This is a genomic window from Fulvivirga aurantia (assembly GCF_009711475.1).
GTDB lineage: Bacteria > Bacteroidota > Bacteroidia > Cytophagales > Cyclobacteriaceae > Fulvivirga > Fulvivirga aurantia.
Genome location: NZ_SMMD01000276.1, coordinates 1 through 1,466 on the forward strand (window position 1 = coordinate 1; position 1,466 = coordinate 1,466).

The following is a 1,466-nucleotide window of genomic DNA, read 5'->3' on the forward strand; positions in this document are numbered from 1 at the left end:
AAAAGGAACCCGATCGGGTTCCTTTTTTTATTTACACTAAAGTGAGATTACCCATCACTTTCTTCTACCTGAGGAGGTAACTTAAAGGATACTGGTAAAATTATTCTTTGCTTGACAGCCTCTCCATTTTGTCTCGGTGGGCTCCATGTTTCATTCAATTGATTGATAGCTGCTACAGCTGCGGCATCACAACCAGCACCAATACCTTTTACTACTTTCACATCTCGAAAAGTACCGTCTTTGTCAATAATGAACTGAACATATACCTTGCCCTCTACGCCCTCTTTTCTGGCTTGAACAGGGTATTCCAAAGTTGTGGCTAATCTTTGATAAAATGCTTGCAAACCATCTTTAGGTGTAGCGGGTTCGTCTACAATGGTGAAAACTCCATCGCGACTTACTTCATTTTGCAATGGTCCATTACGGTTGACAATTATACCCACTTTTCCTTTATCCTTAAATACATGAATATAAGCTACAGTGCTAGGGTCTAAATCCTGTAGGTTTTCTAATGAGCGCTCAGAGGTACCATCAGTTTCAATATAACTGAAGACAGCATCAGGGTATTTCTCTGTTAATCTTAACAATTCCGCATTAAGCTCCGTTGGCATTTCTGTTTGAGAGGCAGTTTCCATTACATTGTCTATGTCTTGCATTACCTCCTCGTTACAACTCACAATTATGACTGTAAGTGCAATAAGTGGAGTAGCTAGAAATGCTTTCCATGTCTTTAATTTTGATTTAGTCTGTTTCATCATGTGTATGCGTTTTAGGGTTTTGGATTTATTAAAATGATGGCCTATCGATAAATGTGCTTTACTAAGAGCCATTTTGGCTAATAGACTCGTGTATTTTTGAGTGCCGGTATTTTGCACTACCTGATCGTCTGCGAGGTATTCATGTACATCCTGAATTTCTTTGCGGAAATACCAACCAATAGGATTGATCCAAAAGAGGATTTTGACAATCTCCATAACCACCACATCTAAGCTGTGCATTTGTCTGATGTGCACCATTTCGTGATATAGTATTCGCTCCTTTTCGTCTTGGTTAAGGGCTATTGAATTGTCAAAAAACAAAAGGTTGAAAAATGAGAATGTAGGTAAGGTTCCGTTGGTATTTATGATAATTATGCTTCCATTTCTTCTTGCATCAGTTTTCTTAGAGAAGGCAAACCAGAGAATTTGCATCAGTTGGAAAAGGAATAATTGACCAATTATGGCTGCTATGAGCAAATAAGTGATTCTTGCATAAGAAATTTCTGCTGGCAAATTTTCTGTACTTTCTACACCACTTTCACTGCCAACCACCAACTCAGGTAATATCTGAGTAGAAATGCTTTCGATTGTACCTAGTTCTGTGAGGCCAAAACTTGGGAAGCTAAATAGTGGAAGCACTATCGTGAATACTGCGGCAGATAACAAATAAAATCTACGCGTATTAATAGCGGTCTCTTTACTGAGCAA

1 protein-coding gene is annotated in these 1,466 nt (G+C 38.5%); it reads right to left on the reverse strand.

Annotated elements, in window-relative coordinates; translation table 11 throughout:
- Window positions 1–47: 47 nt before the first annotated feature.
- A partial coding sequence (locus E1176_RS01105) for a M56 family metallopeptidase (RefSeq protein WP_155208743.1) occupies window positions 48–1,466 on the reverse strand: 1,419 nt, incomplete at its 5' end.